The 18690-nt window shown below is 65.6% G+C and carries 15 protein-coding genes and 1 pseudogene; 5 read left to right on the top strand and 11 right to left on the bottom strand.

What is annotated here, in order from left to right; translation table 11 throughout:
• Positions 1-93: 93 nt before the first annotated feature.
• Entirely contained in the window at positions 94-2037 is a 1944-nt protein-coding gene (acs, locus tag CFE50_RS20625; RefSeq protein ID WP_286737102.1) for an acetate--CoA ligase, read from the top strand.
• A gap of 54 nt (positions 2038-2091) precedes the next feature.
• Here acs and CFE50_RS20620 read toward each other — a convergent pair whose 3' ends face one another.
• Entirely contained in the window at positions 2092-2544 is a 453-nt protein-coding gene (locus tag CFE50_RS20620) for a PA2169 family four-helix-bundle protein (protein ID WP_007159716.1), read from the bottom strand.
• Between the two features lie 78 nt (positions 2545-2622).
• Positions 2623-2982: a BON domain-containing protein gene (locus CFE50_RS20615; RefSeq protein ID WP_007159717.1), complete on the bottom strand. Its 360-nt coding sequence runs from the start codon at positions 2980-2982 to the stop codon at positions 2623-2625.
• A gap of 368 nt (positions 2983-3350) precedes the next feature.
• Between CFE50_RS20615 and CFE50_RS20610 the strand changes: the two genes are divergently transcribed.
• The 3 genes from CFE50_RS20610 to CFE50_RS20600 all read left to right on the top strand — a co-directional run bounded on the left by CFE50_RS20610 (position 3351) and on the right by CFE50_RS20600 (position 8599).
• On the top strand, positions 3351-6857 hold the full coding sequence (locus CFE50_RS20610; protein WP_286737101.1) for a bifunctional diguanylate cyclase/phosphodiesterase: 3507 nt from the start codon (positions 3351-3353) through the stop codon (positions 6855-6857).
• 88 nt (positions 6858-6945) lie between these two features.
• The gene (locus tag CFE50_RS20605) at positions 6946-7137 is read left to right on the top strand and encodes a hypothetical protein (RefSeq protein ID WP_286737100.1); all 192 of its coding nucleotides are present in this window, start codon (positions 6946-6948) and stop codon (positions 7135-7137) included.
• Positions 7138-7339: 202 nt separating this feature from the next.
• Positions 7340-8599 (top strand): cation:proton antiporter, encoded by a 1260-nt coding sequence (locus tag CFE50_RS20600; protein WP_027600739.1) that lies wholly within the window; start codon positions 7340-7342, stop codon positions 8597-8599.
• Positions 8600-8654: 55 nt separating this feature from the next.
• Here the strand turns inward: CFE50_RS20600 and speD are convergent, their stop codons facing one another.
• The gene (gene speD, locus CFE50_RS20595; protein ID WP_007159721.1) at positions 8655-9449 is read right to left on the bottom strand and encodes an adenosylmethionine decarboxylase; all 795 of its coding nucleotides are present in this window, start codon (positions 9447-9449) and stop codon (positions 8655-8657) included.
• A 264-nt stretch (positions 9450-9713) separates the two neighbouring features.
• The gene (locus CFE50_RS20590; protein ID WP_007159722.1) at positions 9714-10136 is read right to left on the bottom strand and encodes an OsmC family protein; all 423 of its coding nucleotides are present in this window, start codon (positions 10134-10136) and stop codon (positions 9714-9716) included.
• A 209-nt stretch (positions 10137-10345) separates the two neighbouring features.
• Here CFE50_RS20590 and crp point away from each other — a divergent pair, with 209 nt between their 5' ends.
• Positions 10346-10990 (top strand): cAMP-activated global transcriptional regulator CRP, encoded by a 645-nt coding sequence (gene crp, locus CFE50_RS20585; RefSeq protein ID WP_027597530.1) that lies wholly within the window; start codon positions 10346-10348, stop codon positions 10988-10990.
• A 58-nt stretch (positions 10991-11048) separates the two neighbouring features.
• Here crp and CFE50_RS20580 read toward each other — a convergent pair whose 3' ends face one another.
• The 7 genes and pseudogenes from CFE50_RS20580 to rpe all read right to left on the bottom strand — a co-directional run bounded on the left by CFE50_RS20580 (position 11049) and on the right by rpe (position 18653).
• Positions 11049-12830 carry a BCCT family transporter gene (locus tag CFE50_RS20580; RefSeq protein ID WP_042138315.1) on the bottom strand — a complete coding sequence of 594 codons (1782 nt, stop codon included), beginning with the start codon at positions 12828-12830 and terminating at the stop codon, positions 11049-11051.
• Positions 12831-13100: 270 nt separating this feature from the next.
• The gene (trpC, locus tag CFE50_RS20575) at positions 13101-13928 is read right to left on the bottom strand and encodes an indole-3-glycerol phosphate synthase TrpC (protein ID WP_241807808.1); all 828 of its coding nucleotides are present in this window, start codon (positions 13926-13928) and stop codon (positions 13101-13103) included.
• Positions 13925-14974: an anthranilate phosphoribosyltransferase gene (gene trpD, locus CFE50_RS20570; protein WP_027600737.1), complete on the bottom strand. Its 1050-nt coding sequence runs from the start codon at positions 14972-14974 to the stop codon at positions 13925-13927. Before trpD ends, trpC begins: the two co-directional genes overlap by 4 nt.
• On the bottom strand, positions 14975-15568 hold the full coding sequence (locus CFE50_RS20565) for an anthranilate synthase component II (RefSeq protein ID WP_027597527.1): 594 nt from the start codon (positions 15566-15568) through the stop codon (positions 14975-14977).
• A gap of 10 nt (positions 15569-15578) precedes the next feature.
• Complete coding sequence (gene trpE, locus CFE50_RS20560; protein ID WP_027600736.1) at positions 15579-17057, bottom strand: anthranilate synthase component I; 1479 nt, start codon at positions 17055-17057, stop codon at positions 15579-15581.
• A 72-nt stretch (positions 17058-17129) separates the two neighbouring features.
• Positions 17130-17979, bottom strand: a pseudogene (locus CFE50_RS20555) (phosphoglycolate phosphatase).
• On the bottom strand, positions 17976-18653 hold the full coding sequence (gene rpe / locus CFE50_RS20550) for a ribulose-phosphate 3-epimerase (RefSeq protein WP_007159730.1): 678 nt from the start codon (positions 18651-18653) through the stop codon (positions 17976-17978). Before rpe ends, CFE50_RS20555 begins: the two are co-directional and overlap by 4 nt.
• Positions 18654-18690 lie beyond the last annotated feature (37 nt).

The raw sequence follows: 18690 nt of genomic DNA, 5'->3' as shown, positions 1-18690 counted from the left end.
TGCGGCGCTTTTTCGTTTTGTCGCCTCGCTGAACCCCGGCAGGGCATCCGCGGCCTAAACTAGGAGCACAACAACACCAAGAAGGAGCCGGCCATGAGCCAACGCTACCCCGTGCCCGAGAGCCTGAGTGCCCGTACCCACCTCGACGAAGCCCGCTATCGCGAGCTCTACCAGCGCTCGGTGGAGCAGCCGGAACGCTTCTGGAGCGAACAGGCCAGCGCCCTGCTCGACTGGTCGCGCACCTGGGACGAAGTCCACAGCGGCGATATGCGCAAGGGCCAGACCCGCTGGTTCAGCGGCGGCCAGCTCAACGTCGCCTACAACTGCATCGATCGTCACCTGGCGGCCCGGGCCGAGCAGACCGCCATCCTCTGGGAGGGCGACGATCCCGCCGACAGCCAGGCCATCAGCTATCGCCAGTTGTACGAGCAGGTCAGCCGCCTGGCCAACGTGCTCAAGGAGCGCGGGGTCAAGAAGGGCGACCGCGTCTGCCTCTACATGCCGATGATCCCCGAGGCGGCCTACGCCATGCTCGCCTGCGCTCGCATCGGCGCGGTGCATTCGGTGGTGTTCGGCGGCTTCTCGCCCGAGGCGCTGCGCGACCGCATCCTCGATTCCGACTGCCGGGTGGTGATCACCGCTGACGAAGGCGTGCGCGGGGGCAAGCGCGTCCCGCTCAAGGCCAATGTCGACAAGGCCCTGGCCAAGTGCCCGGAGGTCCATACCGTGGTCATGGTCGAGCGCACCGGCACCGCCGTGGCCCGCCAGGAGGGGCGCGACCTGCCCTATGCCCAGGCGGTGGCCGCGGCTTCACCCGACTGCCCGCCGGAGCCCATGGATGCCGAGGATCCGCTGTTCATCCTCTACACCTCCGGCTCCACCGGCAAACCCAAGGGCGTGCTGCACACCACCGGCGGCTACCTGCTGGGCGCCACCCTGAGCTTCAAGTACCTGTTCGACTATCACGAGGGCCAGGTCTTCTGGTGCACCGCCGATGTCGGCTGGGTCACCGGCCACAGCTATATCGTCTACGGCCCCCTGGCCAATGGCGCCACCACCCTGATGTTCGAAGGGGTACCGAGCTATCCCGATGCCAGTCGCTTCTGGCAGGTGGTGGACAAGCACCAGGTCAACATCTTCTACACCGCCCCCACCGCCCTGCGCGCACTGATGCGCGAAGGCGACGGCCCGGTACAGCGCACCTCGCGCAAGAGCCTGCAGCTGCTGGGCAGCGTCGGCGAGCCGATCAATCCCGAGGCCTGGGAGTGGTATCACCGGGTGGTGGGCGAAGGGCGCTGCCCCATCGTCGACACCTGGTGGCAGACCGAGACCGGCAGCATCCTCATCGCCCCGCCACCCGGCGCCCTGGCGCTGAAGCCGGGTTCGGCCACCCTGCCCTTCTTTGGCGTCCAGCCGGTGCTGCTGGACGAGCAGGGCCAGGAAATCGACGGGCCCGGCAGCGGCGTGCTGGCGATCAAGTCCAGTTGGCCCAGCCAGATCCGCACCGTCTATGGCGACCACCAGCGCCTGATCGACACCTATTTCAGCGCCTACCCGGGTTACTACTTCACCGGTGACGGGGCGCGCCGGGACGAAGACGGCTACTTCTGGATCACCGGGCGGGTCGACGACGTGCTCAACGTCTCCGGCCACCGCATCGGTACCGCCGAGGTGGAAAGCGTACTCACCGAGCATGCGGACGTGGCCGAGGCGGCGGTGGTGGGCTGCCCTCACGAGGTCAAGGGCCAGGCGGTCTATGCCTTCGTCACCACCAAGGGCGGGGTGACGCCGAGCGACGAACTCAAGGCGCGGCTGCGTCAGCAGGTGGCCGACGAGATCGGCAGCTTCGCCAAGCCGGAATTCCTGCAATGGGCGCCGGCGCTGCCCAAGACCCGCTCCGGCAAGATCATGAGACGCATCCTGCGCAAGATCGCCTGCGACGAGCTGGACAGCCTGGGCGATACCTCGACCCTGGCCGATCCGTCGGTGGTCGACAGCCTGATCGACGCCCGCCTCAATCGCGCCCCGCAAGGCTAGCCGGGGACCCAAAGAAAAGCCCCGCCTAGGCGGGGCTTTTTACTGCTGCCAGCCTTAGTGGGCGGCTTGCATGCGGTGCTTCAGGTCACGCATGCGATCATGGGTCGCACGGGCCTTTTCCAGCTGGCTGCGCAGGTTGGCCTGGGCATCCGGGGTGGCGTGTTCGTTGACGGCACGCTCCAGCGCGTGCAGCAGGCGGTCTTCCTGCTCTTCCAGTTCGCTGACGTAGGTGACCTCTTCCTTCTCCTTGCTGGCAAAGGAGGTTTTGACGTCGGTGTAGTACTTGCGGAAGCTGCCGGCAAAGGTGCCTTGCTCGGCGGGCTTTTCACCGGCGGCCGATACCTGGCTGCTCAGGGCGCTGATGATCTCGGCCTTGCTCTGGGCGATCTCGGTGAACAGGGCCTTCAATTCGGGGTTCTTCACTTCGGTGAGGGCGTGCTCGTAGAAATTCTTGCCGTCACGGGCGATCTCGATCAGATCGTTGAGGGTTTCGGTCGTGCTGGTCATGGCAGTTCTCCGGGGCGAAGGGCAAGGGGTGATGACGGCGCCAGGCGCCGCCATCGTGCCGGGTATAGGCAGGCGTCGTTACTGAGCCGCTTTCAGAGCGTCAGCCGATACGGCCTTCACGCCCTTGATGGCCTTGGCTTCTTTGATCGCCAGGTCGCGCTGGGCTTCGGTCGCCACGGTGCCGGACAGGGACACGACGCCCTTGTTGGTCTCGACCTTGATGGCAGTGCCCTTGATGTGTTCGTCGGCCAGGAACGATGCCTTCACCTTGCTGGTGATCCAGGTGTCGGACGCGGCTTCTTCGGTCTTGTCCACGGTGTTGTTGGCGGCCAGGGTCATGTTCTGGCTGGTGGCAGCAAAGGCACCGCCGGCCAGCGGCAGGCTCAGTACGGAAGCGGTGACGGCAGCGAGGGCAAAGGTACCGAAAGTCTTTTTCATGAGATGACTCCTGTTTTCCTTGGTTGTACTGCGCCCAGGTCCTGGCAGCAGCGACCTAGATGTAGAGCGCAACGGCTGCGCCGAATTCCGAGACTTGTTAAAGACATTAAAAATCAATGACTTATATCAATCAGACAGGAGTGACGGGCGGGCAAAATGCAATTGCCAGGCGAATGGGTCTGGTAATTTGCACGAGGTCAGACGACTCTTGAGCCCGAGCTTGGACACGTTGTCGTCCAGGATGCCGAAGCCGATAAAGATGGACGAAAGAAGTAGGTTTCCAGGTGACCCGACCCGAACTGCCGCACCTTTATCCGGTCAATGCTCAATTGAACCCGACACCTGCGATCGGGCCTTGAGGATCCGGGATGCGGCCTCTCTCTCCTGCGCGCATTGCCCTGGTTTATCTGTTGCTGAGCGCCCTCTGGGTGATCGGCAGCGATGGGCTGCTGTATCTGCTGCTCAGCGATCAGGACAGTGTCCACCTGTGGCACACCCTGAAGGGCCTGGCCTTCATGAGTCTGCTGTCGCTGGTGCTCTATGGCCTGCTGCGACGCCAGGCCAGCTATCGTGAAGGCTTCATCGAAGAGCTGCAGAACCAGCGCGCCACCCAGGACTTCGTCCAACGGCTGACCAATACCGGTGACTGGCAACTGCTCGACGATGGCCGCCTGCTCTGCTCCGAACGCACCCTGGTGATGCTGCACCAGCCCAAGGGCAGCGATCCGCTGGATTTCGCCACCATCGCCGCCTGCGCCCGCGCCGATGACCGCGACCATGTGCACAGCATGCTCGAGCGTCTGCAGCACATGCAGGGCCCGCTGAATTTCTCCGCCCACTTCGACGACGGCCAGGGCAGCTGGCGCTGGCTCAATTGGCAGAGCGACTTCGACGAAGCCGGCATCACCCGCGGCGCCCTGGTCGACATCACCAGCCACAAGCTGGCCGAACAGGCGCTGCAGGACAGCCAGCGACGCTATCGCGAGCTGGTCCAGCACCTGCCACTGGTGGTGTTCGCCAGCGACCAACGCGGCCGCTGGCAATTTCTCAATCCGGCCTGGGAAGCCCTGACCGGCCAACCCGCCACCCAACCCCTCAACCATCCCCTGGATCAGGCCTTCCATCCCCAGGACGGCGCCCGACTACGCCAACTGGTGGCGGAATTCGCCGCAGGTCAACGCCTGCACTGGAACGGCGTGGTGCGGTTGCGGCTGTCGGTGGAGAGTCATCGCTGGATGCAGATGGAGCTGCGCGCCGGCCTCGATGGCGAGATCCAGGGCACCCTGACCGACATCCATCACGACTACCAGGCGCAGCAACTGCAGCAGGCCCGCAGCGACGTCCTCGACGACCTGCTCACCGGCCTGCCGCTGGCGGAGATCCAGCAGGGCATCGCCTTGCGGCTGGAGCGCATCTACCCGGAGATGCGCGTCGCCCTGCTGCTGGCCGACCAGGGCGAACATCTGCGGGTCGCTGCGGCGCCCAGTCTGCCACCCGCTTTCCAGGCAGCGCTGGAGAGCGTGCCGCGCAGTCGCCATGACCAGGGCTGCTGCAGCGCCGTCGCCGCCAATGCCCCGGTGTTCACCGTCGATGTCGAACTGGATCCGGCCTGGCAGCCGCTGTTGCCGGCCGCCCAGGCAGCCGGCATTCGCGGCGCCTGGGCCCTACCGCTACAAGATGAGCAGCAACGCGCCGTGGGCGCCCTGGGCATCTACTACGGCGAGGCGCGACTGCCCGAGACGGAAACCCAGGCGCTGATCACCGAATTCACCCGCCTGGCAGTGCTGGCCATCCGGCAGCAGCGCGTGGTCCAGGCGCAACGCGCCAGCGAGGCGCGCTACCGTGGCATCTTCGAGCAGGCCTATACCGGCATCATGCTCAGCGACCTGGAGGGTCGCTGGCTGAGCGTCAACCACCACTTCTGCCAGATGCTTGGCTACTCGCAACCGGAGTTGCTGCAAAAGGACACCGCCTCGGTGACCCATCCGGACGAACGCGCCCTGGGCGTCACCCTGCGCAAACAACTGGTCGACTCCGGCCAGGACCGCTACACCCTGGAAAAACGCTATCTGCATCGCAGTGGCCAGCCGGTCTGGGCGAACGTCACCACCCGCCTGATCCGCGATGACCAGGGCGTGCCCCAGTACTTCATCAGCACCGCCCAGGACATCACCCTGCGCAAGCAGCAGGAAGAAAGCCTGCGCCAGGCCGCGGCCATGTTCCAGAACAGTCGCGATGGCCTGCTGCTGCTCGACGAGCGCCGCTGGATCCTGGCGGTGAATCCGGCCTTCGCCCGCCTGCTGGGCACCCAGGAAGGCACCCTGCTCGGCCAGCGCCTGGGCCTGCCCGGTGGCGGTCGCCAGGACCAGCGCTTTTATCGCGACCTCTGGCGCACCGTGCGCCGCGAGGGCCGCTGGGAAGGCGAATTGCTCTGGCCGCGCCTGGACGGCAGCACCTTTCCGGCCTGGACCACCATCGACACCCTCTACCCCCGGGAAACCCGGCAGTACACGGTCACCGTCAGCGACACCACCCGCCTGCGCGAGAGCGAGGCGCGCCTGAGTCATCTGGCGCATCATGATCCGCTGACCGACCTGCCCAATCGCCTGCTGGCGCGCACCCACCTGGAACACGCCCTGGCCCTGGCCGAGCCCCAGGAATACCTGGTCGCCGTGCTGATCCTCGACTTCGATTACTTCCGCACGGTCAACGAAAGCCATGGCCATGCCCTGGGCGATGAACTGCTGGTGGAATTCGCCGCCCGGCTACGCGCCCTGCTCAGCGAGGACATCACCCTGGCGCGCATCGGTGGCGACGAGTACCTGGTCATCATCGAGCGGCTGGATCGACCCGAATTCGCCGCCCAGATCGCCCAGGCCATGCTCGGCAAGCTGGAACAGCCCTTCCACCTCGGCGAACACGACATCTATCTCAACGCCAGCATCGGCATCAGCCTCTTTCCCGACGATGGCGCCACCGCCGATGACCTCATCCGCAATGCCGACACGGCCATGCACCAGGCCAAGGATCAGGGCCGCGACACCTTCCGCTTCTATACCCAGGCCCTTACCGAGCAGTCGCGCCGGCGGCTGAACCTGGAGTCGCGGCTGCGTACGGCGCTCAAGCGCGGCGACTTCGTCCTCTACTACCAGCCGCTGATGAGCGTCAGCACCGCCCAGACCATTGGCGTGGAAGCCCTGGTGCGCTGGCGGGATCCGGAGCTGGGTCTCATCCCGCCCACCGAATTCATTCCGCTGGCCGAGGAAACCGGGCTCATCGTGCCCCTGGGCGACTGGATCATCGAGAGCGCCTGCCAGCAGATGCACAGCTGGCTGGCCCAGGGCCTGGAACTGGAAACCCTGGCGATCAACATCTCGCCCCGGCAATTCGCCAAGCGCGACCTGGCCAGCACCATTTCCCGCGCCCTGGCGCGCAGTCGCCTGCCGGCCGAGCACCTGGAACTGGAGATCACCGAAGGTACCCTGATGGGCAATGTCGAGGAGGCGCTGCTGTCCCTGGCGACCCTCAAGACCCTGGGGGTGCGCATCGCCGTGGACGACTTCGGCACCGGCTATTCCTCGCTGGCCTATCTGCGCCGCTTTCCGCTGGACAAGCTCAAGATCGACCAGAGCTTCATGCACGAATTGCGCAGTGACAGCGGTACCCACAGCAGCCAGGCCATCGCCGCGGCCATCGTCGCCCTAGGCCAGGGTCTGGACCTGGACGTCCTGGCCGAAGGGGTGGAAACCACCGAACAGTGGGACATCCTGCGTAAGCTGGGCTGTCAGCAATGCCAAGGCTTCCTGTTCAGCCCACCGCTGCCACCGGAGGAGTTCGAGGTCTGGTACGCCGAACGGCAGAAGGCGCGCGCCTAGCGCCCTGACCGACGAATGTCACTGTACTGTAATCAAAACCGCTCTAGACTCGGGCTTCCACTTTTCGTCTGTCCCCGAGGGTATCAGCATGAAGATCGTGGTTCGTCCCCTGCGCAAGTCCACCACCAGTGCCTGGCAGGTCTGCATCGACAAGCAGGCCATCACCTTTCTCAGCGAAGCCGATGCCCGCAGCTATGTCGCGACGCTGGAGGCGCGCATCGCCGCACCCCATCCATTGCCCCTACGCGAAGCTGCGACAGTCCTGGCCGCGCCGCTCTAGGCTTCACGCCGCCCTGACCGCTGGTCTTGCGGATCAACCTGGCATCGCCCGTTCAGCGGCGGGCCAGGGCGATTCAAGGCGCCGCTTGCGCGAACAATTGGCTAGGCAGCTATCGAACATGTAACTTTTGCGGCGTCCGCCCCATCCTACCTCTAGGCCCTGCGTTCGCAGGGGCTCGCTGTCTGATGGATCTGGAACGCCCATGCTTGAACTCGCTGCTGCCTTCATCTGCTTCACCTCCCTGCTCACCTACCTCAATTACCGCTTCGTCGGCCTGCCGCCGACCATCGGCGTCATGGTCATCGCCCTGATCTTTTCGGTCGGTCTGCAGAGTCTGTCCTGGCTGGGCTTTCCCGGTCTGGAACACCGCATCGGCGAACTCCTCGGGCAGATCGACTTCAACGATCTGCTGATGAACTGGATGCTCGGCTTCCTGCTATTCGCTGGCGCCCTGCACGTCAATCTCAAGGACCTGCGCGACTACAAATGGGCCATCGGCGGTCTGGCCACCCTCGGGGTGATCATCTCGACGGTGCTGATCGGCTATCTCAGCCACTGGATCTTCGGCTGGCTGGGCTGGCACGTCGACCTTCTCTACTGCCTGATCTTCGGCGCCCTGATCTCCCCGACCGATCCCATCGCCGTGCTCGGCATCCTGCGCTCGGCCGGGGCGCCCAAGTCGCTGGAGACCACCATCGTCGGCGAGGCGCTGTTCAATGACGGCGTGGCCGTGGTGGTCTATTCGGTGCTACTGGGGGTGATCCAGCTGGGCGAGACGCCTACGGTCAACGCAGCGCTCTGGCTGTTTGTCGAGGAAGCCGGCGGCGGCATCCTGTTCGGCCTGCTGATCGGCTTCGTCTGCTACTGGCTGATGCTGAGCATCGAGCAGCACCAGATCGAGGTGATGCTATCCCTGGCCCTGGTGATCGGCGGCTCGACCCTGGCCAGCCACCTGCACGTCTCGGGTCCCATCGCCATGGTGGTGGCCGGTCTGATCATCGGCAACCTGGGTCGTACCAAGGCCATGAACGACTTCACCCGACGCTACCTGGACGGCTTCTGGGAGTTGATCGACGAAATCCTCAACGCCCTGCTGTTCGCCCTGATCGGCATGGAGCTGCTGGTATTGCCCTTCAGCTGGACCCACCTGGGCGCGGCGCTGCTGGTGACCCTGGCGATCCTCTTCGCCCGCTGGATCAGCGTGGCGCCGGTGGTGCTGCTCAGCCCGCACTGGCGCAACATGACCCGGGGCACGGCGCGCATCCTCACCTGGGGCGCGCTGCGCGGCGGTGTCTCGGTGGCCCTGGCGCTGAGTCTGCCGGCCGGTCCGGAGCGGGATCTGATCCTGGCTCTCACCTACATCGTGGTGCTGGTCTCCATCCTCGGCCAGGGCCTGACCATCGGCCGGGTGGTCAAGAGCGTCACCGGCGGCGCCCCGGTCGCGCGCGACGAACACCACTGACCCCAAAACGAGAGAACCCCGCCGTGGCGGGGTTCTCTGCGCAACAGCCGAGCGATCAGCGCGGCAGGTTGCGGCCGGAGAAGATCTCGCGCATCTCGTGCTTGAGACGCTGGGTGATCTGCTGACGCTGCTCGGACGAGAGGCTGCGGGAGGCGTCGCCGAACAGATAGTTGTCCAGTTCGAATTCCTTGAGCAGCATCTTGGTGTGGAACAGGTTGTCCTGGTACACGTTCACGTCGGTCATCTGGTAGGCCGCGCGGGTGTCTTCGGACAGGTAGTTCTGGATCGAATTGATCTCGTGGTCGATGAAGTGCTTGCGCCCTTCGATGTCGCGGGTGAAGCCGCGCACCCGGTAGTCCACGGTGACGATGTCCGAGTCGAACTGGTGGATCAGGTAATTCAGGGCCTTGAGCGGAGAGATCACGCCACAGGTGGAGACGTCGATATCGACGCGGAAGGTGGCGATGCCGTCGTCCGGATGGATCTCCGGATAGGTGTGCACCGTGATGTGGCTCTTGTCCAGGTGGCCGAGAATGGTCTCGCGCAGCGGACCGGGCGACTCCTCGATCTGGCTCTCGGTCGGCTCGACCGGTTGCTCGGAGATCAGGATGGTCACGCTGGCACCCTGGGGATCGTAATCCTGGCGGGCGATGTTGAGGATGTTGGCCCCGATGATGTCGACCACGTCGGTCAGGATCTGGGTCAGACGCTCGGCGTCGTATTCCTCGTCGATGTACTGGACATAGGCCTGTTGATCTTCCGACGTCTCGGCGTAGCAGATGTCGTAGATGTTGAAGCTCAAGGTCTTGGTCAGGTTATTGAAACCATGGAGCCTGAGTTTGCTTTTCACGGTGGTAAAGCTCCCGTCGTGCGGTCTCTGACCGCGGTCCTGAATGCCCGTCAGTTGCGGATTGCGCAAGCTGCGTAGGGCGGCGAACACCTCTTCGCGATGGCGATTGGCTGTGCTTTCGGGGCCCTTGCCCCTTAAGAGCGGCGCATTATGCAGATCGGCAGCGGTTGGGGCCAGAGTCTGCCGGGCCCAGGTGATGAATTGATGTCGGCGGGAGGGAGACGAGGCGGACAGCGACGCCCGGGCGGGCGTCGCGGGCGGGGGTCAGGCGAGGTCGACGAGTTCGTAGCTGTGGCTGATCTCGACGCCGGCGCGGCCGAGCATGATGGAGGCCGAGCAGTACTTTTCCGCCGACAGCTCGATGGCGCGCTTGACCTGGGCTTCCTTGAGGCCGCGGCCCTTGACCACAAACTTCAGGTGGATGCGGGTGAACACCTTGGGCTCGGTGTCGGCGCGGTCGGCTTCGAGAAAGGCCTCGCAGCTCTCCACCGGTTGCCGCGCCTTGCGCAGGATGCTGACCACGTCGTAGCTGGCGCAACCGCCCAGGCCGATCAGCACGGTTTCCATCGGCCGTACGCCGAGGTTGCGCCCGCCGCTTTCCGGCGGGCCATCCATGACCACCACATGGCCGCTGCCGGATTCACCGAGGAACATGGCCTCGCCTGCCCACTGGATGCGCGCTTTCATCGCTTTCGTCCTACTTATATATACAAATGGTGATCAGCTTAACATGCTGGATGGCGTAAACTGGTAAGCAGTGAAGGGTTATTCAGCTCGCATTTAAGCTGCGCATGTTCTTATCCGGTCTTTGAATTGGAACCGGCGCAGCCTGTGCATGCACCGGTTCGGACATCGGTGCCCCCGACTCAGGTTAGCTTTCAACCTCAGGAATCAGCATGGCCGCTATCATCCCACCCGCGAAGTTACAGCACATCGACAAGCTGCTAGCGCATTGCTCGCGTCGCCGTTACACGGCAAAAACCACCATCATCTACGCTGGCGACAACAGCGAAAGCCTGTTCTTCATCCTCAAGGGTTCGGTGACCATCCTCATCGAAGACGATGAAGGCCGCGAAATGATCATCGCCTATCTCAACGCCGGAGACTTCTTCGGCGAGATGGGGCTGTTCTCCAAGGAAGGCAGCGAGCCCGAGCGCAGCGCCTGGGTCCGCGCCCGCACCGAGTGCGAAGTCGCCGAGATCAGCTACAGCCAGTTCCGCGAACTGAGTCAGCAGGATCCGGACATGCTGTTCTCCCTGGGTCGCCAGATGGCCGAGCGCCTGCGCCAGACCACCCGCAAGGTCGGCGACCTGGCCTTCCTCGACGTCACCGGTCGCGTGGCCCGCACCCTGCTCGACCTGTGCAAGCAGCCCGATGCCATGACCCACCCGGACGGCATGCAGATCAAGATCACCCGCCAGGAGATCGGCCGCATCGTCGGTTGCTCCCGCGAGATGGTCGGTCGGGTCCTTAAGTCCCTCGAAGAACAGGGTCTGGTCCACGTCAAGGGCAAGACCATGGTGGTGTTCGGCACCCGCTGAGCCCGTCCGCTAGCCCCTGCCTGCAGGCGGGGGCCACGGCCCCCGCCCGTCCAGAGCGTCAGCTCTCGACCTTGCGCGACACCTTTTCCACCCGCACCGTGGCCTTCCCGTCGACGGTCTTCTCTTCGCTCCCCTTGGCCTTGGGCTCACCCACGACGAAATGGAATTCTTCGCCGTGCTTGACCGCGCCATAGAGCACCGCCTTCTCGATCAGCTCGGTACCGCGCAGATGCCGCAGCATCAGCGGATCGCTGCGCAGATCGCGATAGAGCGCCAGGCACAGCAGCGCCATCACCACCACGAAGGGCAGCGAGACCACAATAGTCAGATTCTGCAGGCCGTTGAGCGCCGCGCCCGGATTGCCCGGGTCGCCGATGGCCAGCATGATCGCCGCCACCGCGCCGGTGAGGGCGCCCCAGAAGATCACCGTGCGCCGCGAGGGCTCGGTGGTACCGCGCTCGGACAGGGTCCCCATCACCAGGGAGGCGGCGTCGGCGCCGGAGACAAAGAAGATCGCCACCAGCACCATGACCAGCACCGAGGTCACCGAGACCCAGGGATAGCTGGCCAGCAGGTCGTAGAGGGCGAAGTTGCTGTTCACCGCGCCGTCGACCAGGGTGAAGGCGCCCTGGCGCATGGCATCGATGGCCGCGCCGCCAAAGATGACGAACCAGACCACGCTGACCAGACTCGGCACCAGCAGGACCCCGGTGACGAACTGGCGGATGGTGCGGCCGCGACTGATGCGGGCGATGAACATGCCGACGAAGGGTGTCCAGGAGATCCACCAGGCCCAGTAGAACACCGTCCAGCTGGACAGCCAGTTGCCCATGGCCTCGCCCCCGCTGGCACTGGTGCGCGCCATCATCTCCGGCAGCAGGTCGATGTAGTCGCCGATGGCGGTGGGCAGCAGGTTGAGCATGAGCAGGGTCGGACCGACGACGAAGACGAACACCGCCAGGGCCACCGCCAGCACCATGTTGGTGTTGGACAGCCACTGGATGCCCTTCTCGACCCCGGACACGGCGGAGATGACGAAGGCCACCGTCAGCACCGTGATGATGCTGATGTAGAGCATCTTTCCCGGTTGCTCGATCCAGCCGTTGTGCTCCAGGCCGCCGGCGATCTGCAGGGCGCCCAGGCCCAGGGAAGCGGCCGAGCCGAACAGGGTGGCGAAGATCGCCATCATGTCGATGACGCGGCCGAGGGGGCCGTTGGCGTGCTCGCCGATCAGCGGGCGGAAGGCCACCGAGATCAGCTGGCAGCGGCCGCGGCGATAGGTGCCATAGGCGATGGCCAGGCCGACCACGGCGTAGATGGCCCAGGGGTGCAGGGTCCAGTGGAACAGCGTGGTCGCCATGGCCACCTGCAGGGCGGCGCTGCTCTGTCCCGCGGCGCCACCGGGCGGCGGATTGAGATAGTGCGACAGCGGCTCGGCGACGCCGAAGAACATCAGCCCGATCCCCATGCCGGCGCTGAACATCATCGCCACCCAGGAGAGGGTGCGGAATTCCGGTTGCTCGTCGTCGCGCCCCAGGGGGATCCGCCCATAGCGACTGGCGGCCAGCCAGATGACGAAGACCACGAAGCCGGTGGAGGTGAGCACGAACAGCCAGCCGAAATGGGTGATCACCCAGCCCTGGGCGGTCGAGGCGCTGCTGGCCAGACTGGCCTGGCTGACGAAGCCCCAGATCACGAAGGCCAGCGCGGCGATGCTGGTGACGCCGAAGACCACCCAGTCGGTGGTGCCGGCGAGTCGCCGATCCCGTCGCGCCTCCTCGGTCCGGGAAGGATCGGTGACGCTGATATCAAGTGTTTCGCTTTTTTCTTCCGTTGCCATGGTTCTCGCATGCCCTGGTTATGGATGGCCTGGTGCGGCGGAGTCCTGGCTCGTCCTGCGACGGCCAGCCGCCTCCGCGACTCGCCACGGTGCAACGAGTCGGAGGCCATTAACCGGGTTTATCCCTACAGAAACAAAGCCCTGCGTCGGCAGCGGGCACACGGAGGTCGTTCCCGCCGCCCGGGGTGGGCGCGAGTCGACCTGGATCACCCTGTGGAAAGAAAAAGGCCCCGGGGTGGTCCCCGGGGCCTCGTGCGGACGACCGAAACCTCAGGAGTCTCTGAGCGGGAAGCGGCGATCCGGGAAGAACAGACGCTGCAGCTCCTGGCCCGGTTCGTCGGCGCGCATGAAGGCTTCGCCGACCAGGAAGGCGCGCACCTCGTTGGTTTCCATCAGCTCCACGTCGGCGCGATTGAGAATGCCGCTCTCGGTGATCACCAGGCGATCCTGGGGGATGCGCGGCAAGAGATCGAGGGTGGCTTCCAGGCTGACCTCGAAGGTGTGCAGGTTGCGGTTGTTGACCCCCACCAGCGGGGTGTCCAGCACCGTCAGGGCGCGTTCCAGCTCGGCGCCGTCATGCACCTCGACCAGCACGTCCAGACCGACGTCCTTGGCCGTGGCGGCCAGTTCGCCCATCAGGCCGTCGTCCAGCGCCGCGACGATCAGCAGGATGCAATCGGCGCCAATGGCCCGGGCTTCCACCACCTGGATGGGATCGACGAGGAAGTCCTTGCGGATCACCGGCAGCTGGCAGGCGGCGCGCGCCTGCTGCAGATAGGCGTTGCCACCCTGGAAGAAGTCCACGTCGGTGAGCACGCTCAGGCAGGTGGCCCCGCCCAGGGCATAGCTGTGGGCGATCTCGGCCGGCACGAAATGTTCACGGATCACGCCCTTGCTCGGCGAGGCCTTCTTCACCTCGGCGATGATCGCCGCCTCCTTGCGCGCCACCTGGGCCTGCAGGGCGCGGGCGAAGCCGCGCGGGGCGTCGGCGGCACGGGCCTGGGCCTCGAGTTCGGCCAGGCTGGTCCGGGCCTTGAGCTGGGCGATTTCCTCGGCCTTGCGGGCCAGGATCTTCTGCAACACGGTTGGCACACTCACGGGCGACCCTCTTCGCGATAGACGGATGTGAAATGGGCGAGCTCGTCCAGCTTTTCCCGGGCCAGGCCGCTGTAGAGCGCGTCGTGGGCCAAGAGTACCCCTTCATGCAGGCTGTGGGCGAGATCCGCGGCGTAGAGCGCCGCGCCGGCGTTGAGCACGATCATGTCGGCGGCCTTTTGCCCGGCTTCGGTCTTGCGTCGGCCGAGGGCGTCGCGGATCAGCGCCAGGGAGGCCTCGGGGCCGTCCACCGTCAGGCCGACCAGGGTCTGGCTCTTGATGCCCAGATCCTCCGGCAGCACCTGGTATTCGCTGATGCTGCCGTCCTTGAGTTCGGCCACCTGGGTCGCCGCGGCCAGGCTGAATTCGTCCAGGCCGTCACGGGAGTGCACCACCAGCACGTGGTGGCTGCCCAGGCGCTGCAGCACCTCGGCCAGCGGCCGGCACAGCGCGGCACTGAACACCCCGACCACCTGGTGGCGCACGCCGGCCGGGTTGGTCAGAGGGCCGAGCATGTTGAACAGGGTGCGCAGCCCCAGGGAGCGACGCGGCCCGGCGGCATGGCGCATGGCGCTGTGGTGCGATTGGGCGAACATGAAGCCGACGCCCACCTGCTCGACGCAGCGAGCGATCTGCTCGGGCGTCAGCTCCAGGTAGATGCCCGCGGCCTCCAGCAGATCGGCACTGCCGCTCTTGCCGGATACCGCGCGATTGCCGTGCTTGGCCACCTTGCCGCCCGCCGCCGCGACCACGAACACCGAGGCCGAGGAGACGTTGAAGATGTTGGCGCCATCGCCGCCGGTGCCCACCACGTCGACCACGTGATCGAGGCTCGGCAGCACCACCGGGGTGGCCAGTTCGCGCATCACGCTGACCGCGCCGCAGATCTCGTCGATGGTCTCGCTCTTGATGCGCATGCCCATGAGGAAGGCACCGATCTGCGCCTCGTCGGCGCCACCGGTCATGATCTGGCGCATCACCGCCTGCATCTCGGCCACATTGAGGTCGAGTTGTCCGCTGATGCGATTCAGGGCCTGCTTGATGTCCATCTAGCGCCGTCCTCCCTGCTGCTGGAGAAAGTTGGCCAGCAGGTCGTGCCCATGCTCGGTGAGGATGGACTCGGGGTGGAACTGCACCCCCTCGATCATGAACTCGCGGTGCCGCAGGCCCATGATCTCGTCCATGCTGCCGTCCGGATGCTGGGTCCAGGCGGTGATCTCCAGGCACTCGGGCAGGGTCTCGCGCTTGACCACCAGCGAGTGGTAGCGGGTCACGGTGAAGGGATTGGGCAGGCCGGCGAAGACGCCTTCGCCGTTGTGGTAGACCGGGCTGGTCTTGCCGTGCATCGGCTCGCGCGCCCGCACCACCTCGCCGCCAAAGGCCTGGCCCAGGCTCTGGTGGCCCAGACAGACGCCCAGCACCGGCAGCTTGCCGGCGAAGCGCTCCAGGGTGGCCAGGGAGATGCCCGCCTCGTTGGGCGTGCAGGGACCGGGGGAGACGACGATGCGCTCCGGCGCCAGGTCGTCCAGCGCCTCGACCGGCACCTCGTCGTTGCGCACCACCTTGACCTCGGCGCCCAGCTCGCCCAGGTACTGCACCAGGTTGTAGGTAAAGGAATCGTAGTTATCGAGCATCAGCAGCATGGTGGATTCCTCAGACGGACTGTTCGGCAAGGGTGACGGCGCGGAACATCGCGCGACGCTTGTTGAGGGTCTCTTCCCACTCCGCCGCCGGCTGGGAGTCGGCGACGATGCCGCCGCCCGCCTGCACGTGCAGTTCGCCGTCCTTGATCACCGCGGTGCGGATGGCGATGGCGGTGTCCATGTTGCCGTTCCAGGCCAGGTAACCCACGGCGCCGCCGTAGATGCCGCGCTTGACCGGTTCCAGTTCGTCGATGATCTCCATGGCGCGGATCTTCGGCGCCCCGGACAGGGTGCCGGCCGGCAGGATGGCGCGCAGGGCGTCCATGGCGGAGAGCTCGGGCTTGAGCCGGCCGGTGACGTTGCTGACGATGTGCATCACGTTGGAATAACGCTCGATGACCATCTTCTCGGTCAGGGTCACGCTGCCGGTGGTGGAGACCCGGCCCACGTCGTTGCGGCCCAGGTCGATCAGCATCAGGTGCTCGGCCAGCTCCTTGGCATCGGCCAGCAGGTCGCGCTCGAGCGCCAGATCGGCTTCTTCGGTGGCACCACGTGGACGGGTCCCGGCGATGGGGCGCACGGTGATCTCGCCGTCTTCCACCCGCACCAGCACCTCGGGCGAACTGCCCACCACATGGAAGTCGCCGAAGTTGAAGAAATACATGTAGGGCGTGGGGTTGAAGCAGCGCAGCGCCCGATAGAGGTCGATGGGCGCAGCCTGGAAATCGATGGTCATGCGCTGCGAGGGCACCACCTGCATGCAGTCGCCGGCCAGGATGTAGTCCTTGATCCGCTCCACGGCGTTTTCATAGTCGGCACGGCTGTAGCTGGAGCGGAAGGCCGGTTCGCTGCCGCTGCCTACCGCGGCGAAGTCCAGGCCCAGGCGCGGGGCGATGGGCTGGCGAATGCGCTCGCGCAGCGCCGCGAGTCGGGCCTGGCCCTGCTCATAGGCGTTCGGCTGGCTCGGATCGACGAGCACGATGCAGTGCAGCTTGCCGGCCAGGTTGTCGAAGACCACAACTTCGTCCGAGACCATCAGCAGGATGTCCGGGGTGCCCAGCGGATCGGGATTGGGACTGGCGCCCAGGCGCTTCTCGACATAGCGCACGCAGTCATAGCCGAAGTAGCCCACCAAGCCGCCATCGAACTTGGGCAGATTGGGCACCACCGGCACGCGATAGCGGGCCTTGAAGGCCTCGACGAAGGCCAGCGGATCCTCGACGGTGGCCGCCTCGAGCTCTCGCTCGCCCTCGTGCACCGTGACCTCGTACCCGCGGGCACGCAGCAGGGTCCGGCAGGGCAAGCCGATGATCGAATAGCGGCCCCATTTCTCACCGCCCTGCACCGACTCCAGCAGATAGGAGTTGGGCGCATCGGCCAGCTTGAGATAGAGGGACAGCGGGGTGTCGAAGTCGGCCAGGGTTTCGAAGGCCAGGGGAATGCGGTTATAGCCTTGAGCGGCCAGGCGCAGGAAGTCGTCGCGGGTCATGATCAGCCTCGTGGCGAGGAAAACGAAAGGTCGGGTGCACAGCGTGCCGGTCTGATACCGGCAGGGACGAAATCAGGCGCGCCAGCGCCAACGGGCCAGGGCCTTGATGACTTTCATCCATGCTCGCGAGGAGCCTGTGCGGGTGACCACCACGATGCGATCTCTTGCTCTTGGGGCGGGGGTTGAAGGGCCACGTTAGCCTAGCCGGCGCGGCATGGCAACCGGCCGGCCACTTCGGCGGCTAGATGAACAGCTCGCGCAGATCGTCGACGACCAGATCCGGCTGCTCGCTGGCGATGGGCTCGCCATGGTTGTAGCCGTAGCTCAGGGCCACGCAGCGCACCCCGGCGGCCCGGGCGGCGCGGATGTCGTTGCGCGAATCGCCGATGAACAGGGCCTGGCCGGCCGCTACCCCCGCCTGCTGCATGACCCACAGCAAGCCCGCCGGATCGGGCTTCTGCTGCGGCAGGGTATCGCCGCCGACGATCCAGTCGAAGTCGCCCAGCCCCATGTCGGCCAAGAGCGGCGCGACGAAGCGTTCCGGCTTGTTGGTGATCACCGCCAGGCGCACGCCCAGGGTGCGCAGCAGCGCCAGGCTGTCCAGCACGCCGGGATAGACGCGGGTCAGGGCGTGACTGCCGCCATAGAGCGCCATGAACAGCGCCAGGGCCTCGTCGGCGGCGGCATCGTCCACCGCGTCATGCCGCATGTCATCCGCCAGTGCCCGGCGTACCAGTACCCGGGCGCCATTGCCGATCCACAGCCGCACCTTGTCCAGCCCCGCCGGCGCGCGGCCCAGGCGTTCGAGCATGGCGTCCACCGCTGCGGCCAGGTCCGGCGCCGAATCCAGCAGGGTGCCGTCGAGGTCGAACATCACCAGGGCGGGCGGATGCCCGCCGCCGAGGCGTACCAGGGCGCTCATACCGACTGGGCCTTGGCCAGTTCGGCGCGCATCGCCTGGATCACCGCGGCATAGTCCGGCTGGCCGAAGATGGCCGAACCGGCGACAAAGGTATCGGCCCCGGCACGGGCGATCTCGCCGATATTCTTGACGTTGACCCCGCCATCGATCTCCAGGCGGATCGGCCGGCCCGAGGCGTCGATCAGGGCGCGTGCCTCGCGCAGCTTGTCGAGGGTGCCGGGAATGAATTTCTGGCCGCCGAAGCCGGGGTTTACGCTCATCAGCAGCACCATGTCGATCTTGTCCATGACGTACTTGAGGGCATCCAGCGAGGTGGCCGGATTGAACACCAGACCGGCGCGGCAACCGCCGTCCTTGATCAGCTGCAGCGAGCGATCGATGTGCTCGGAGGCCTCGGGGTGAAAGGTGATGTCGGTGGCGCCGGCCTCGATGAAGTCACCGATGATGCGATCCACCGGTTTGACCATCAGATGGACATCGATGGGCGCGGTCACGCCATAGTTGCGCAGCGCCTTGCAGACCATGGGGCCGATGGTGAGATTGGGCACATAGTGGTTGTCCATCACGTCGAAATGGACCATGTCGGCACCGGCGGCAAGGACCTTGTCGACCTCCTCGCCCAGGCGGGCGAAATCGGCGGACAGGATCGAGGGGGCGATGGCGAAGGGTTGCATGGGATAGCCTCGGCGAAGGTTAAGTGGCGGCATTGTA

The sequence above is a fragment of the Pseudomonas sp. PGPPP4 genome, from assembly GCF_002256045.1.
Classification (GTDB): domain Bacteria; phylum Pseudomonadota; class Gammaproteobacteria; order Pseudomonadales; family Pseudomonadaceae; genus Chryseomonas; species Chryseomonas oryzihabitans.
This window is presented reverse-complemented; position numbering and strand designations above follow the sequence as displayed.

Excerpts from the sequence above, each read along its gene's own strand:
- acs (WP_286737102.1), top strand. The coding sequence starts at position 94 with ATGAGCCAACGCTACCCCGTGCCCGAGAGCCTGAGTGCCCGTACCCAC.
- CFE50_RS20620 (WP_007159716.1), bottom strand. The coding sequence starts at position 2,544 with ATGACCAGCACGACCGAAACCCTCAACGATCTGATCGAGATCGCCCGT.
- CFE50_RS20615 (WP_007159717.1), bottom strand. The coding sequence starts at position 2,982 with ATGAAAAAGACTTTCGGTACCTTTGCCCTCGCTGCCGTCACCGCTTCC.
- CFE50_RS20610 (WP_286737101.1), top strand. The coding sequence starts at position 3,351 with ATGCGGCCTCTCTCTCCTGCGCGCATTGCCCTGGTTTATCTGTTGCTG.
- CFE50_RS20605 (WP_286737100.1), top strand. The coding sequence starts at position 6,946 with ATGAAGATCGTGGTTCGTCCCCTGCGCAAGTCCACCACCAGTGCCTGG.
- CFE50_RS20600 (WP_027600739.1), top strand. The coding sequence starts at position 7,340 with ATGCTTGAACTCGCTGCTGCCTTCATCTGCTTCACCTCCCTGCTCACC.
- CFE50_RS20590 (WP_007159722.1), bottom strand. The coding sequence starts at position 10,136 with ATGAAAGCGCGCATCCAGTGGGCAGGCGAGGCCATGTTCCTCGGTGAA.
- crp (WP_027597530.1), top strand. The coding sequence starts at position 10,346 with ATGGCCGCTATCATCCCACCCGCGAAGTTACAGCACATCGACAAGCTG.
- CFE50_RS20580 (WP_042138315.1), bottom strand. The coding sequence starts at position 12,830 with ATGGCAACGGAAGAAAAAAGCGAAACACTTGATATCAGCGTCACCGAT.
- trpD (WP_027600737.1), bottom strand. The coding sequence starts at position 14,974 with ATGGACATCAAGCAGGCCCTGAATCGCATCAGCGGACAACTCGACCTC.
- CFE50_RS20565 (WP_027597527.1), bottom strand. The coding sequence starts at position 15,568 with ATGCTGCTGATGCTCGATAACTACGATTCCTTTACCTACAACCTGGTG.
- trpE (WP_027600736.1), bottom strand. The coding sequence starts at position 17,057 with ATGACCCGCGACGACTTCCTGCGCCTGGCCGCTCAAGGCTATAACCGC.
- rpe (WP_007159730.1), bottom strand. The coding sequence starts at position 18,653 with ATGCAACCCTTCGCCATCGCCCCCTCGATCCTGTCCGCCGATTTCGCC.